This window comes from Streptomyces sp. UH6 (assembly GCF_013421635.1).
In the GTDB taxonomy this organism is placed as follows: domain Bacteria; phylum Actinomycetota; class Actinomycetes; order Streptomycetales; family Streptomycetaceae; genus Streptomyces; species Streptomyces abyssomicinicus.
This window is the reverse complement of sequence record NZ_JACADT010001247.1, coordinates 1-1,398: the sequence shown is the minus strand read 5'-3', so window position 1 is coordinate 1,398 and position 1,398 is coordinate 1. Positions and strand designations below refer to the sequence as shown.

Annotated in this window: 2 protein-coding genes; one reads left to right on the top strand and one right to left on the bottom strand. The window is 73.5% G+C overall.

Annotation, left to right across the window (positions count from 1 at the left end; genetic code table 11):
* Positions 1-817 (bottom strand): threonine synthase (thrC, locus tag HW445_RS30985; protein ID WP_180224104.1); only part of this gene is annotated, 817 nt, incomplete at its 3' end.
* Positions 818-882: 65 nt separating this feature from the next.
* Here thrC and HW445_RS30980 point away from each other — a divergent pair.
* Positions 883-1,398, top strand: a 516-nt coding sequence (locus HW445_RS30980) for a MurR/RpiR family transcriptional regulator (RefSeq protein WP_180224103.1), incomplete at its 3' end; no start/stop codon positions are given.

The window sequence follows — 1,398 nt, the reverse complement described above, 5'->3', positions numbered from 1 at the left end:
TCTGCTCGTCGGTGACGGCCGCGAACAGCCCGCCGGACTCGTCGCGGGCGGCGACGGCGCCCTGCCAGGTCGCCGGTTCGCCGACGCGGATGGCGCTGGCCAGCGTCTCGGGCCGGGAGACGGGCTTCCCGTGGACGAGCGGTGCCGCGCCCGCCGCCTGGAACCCCCACATCCGCGGCAGGCGGGTGGCGGGGCCCTCCGTCCGGTACGCCCGGTAGCCCTGCCAGGTGGCGGTGACGTTCCCGCCGTTGCCCACCGGCAGGCAGTGGACGTCGGGGGCGTCGCCCAGCGCGTCGACGATCTCGTAGGCCACCGTGCGCTGGCCGGACAGGCGCAGTTCGTTGCCGACGCTGTTCACCAGGGCGACCGGGTGGCGGTCGGCGAGATCGCGGGCGGCCCGCAGGCAGTCGTCGAAGGTGCCGTCCACCTCGATGATCCGCGCGCCGTGGCGGACGGTCTGGCCGAGCTTGCCGAGAGCCACGTGGCCGCGCGGCACCAGCACGGCCGAGCCGATGCCGGCCCGTGCGGCGTAGGCGGCGGCCGAAGCGCTGGTGTTGCCGGTGGAGGCGCAGATGACCGCCTCGGCGCCCGCCTCGGCGGCCCTGCTGATGGCCACGGTCATGCCGCGGTCCTTGAACGAGCCGGTGGGATTGGCGCCCTCGTTCTTCAGACGGACGTCGCAGCCCGTCAGCCGCGACAGGTACGCGGAACGCAGCAGCGGGGTGTTGCCCTCGTGGAGCGACACGGCCGGGGTGCGGTCGGTGACCGGGAGCCGGGTCCGGTATGCGCTGTTGATCAGTCCTTGCCAAGGAGTCATGGGCGGAAACGTAACACACGTTTCATCGACGCCTTCAAAAGCGTTTTGGTGTAACGTTCGTCAGCATGAAGAGAGTGGTGTCCCAGCTCGAGGAGATGTATCAGCGGCTCGCTCCCGGCGAGCGCGCGGTGGCCCGCCTGCTGCTGGACGACTTCCCGTTCGCCGCGCTGGGATCGCTCCGGGCGCTGGCGGAGCGGGCCGGAGTCAGTGCGCCCACCGCGTCACGGCTGGTCGACCGGCTCGGCTACCAGGGCTTCTCGCAGTTCCAGGCCGCGGTACGGGCCGAGGCCCAGGACCAGTCACGGCTGCGCGAGTTCACCGCTCAGGGCGCCGATCCCGGCAGCGCGGCGGCCGACCTGCATCACGGCCTGGCGCAGACGATCGCCACCCTGAACGCCCCCCTGCTCGACTCGGCGGCCGGGGCGCTCGTCTCGGCGCGGACGGTGTGGGCGCTGGGCGGCCCGTTGAGCGAGCTGGCGGCGGACTACCTGGCCCGCCAGCTGGGGGCCCTGCGGCCCGCCGTCCGCTTCGTCAGCGGTCCGGCGCCGGAGCGGGCCCGGTCGCTGCTGGAGGTCACCTCC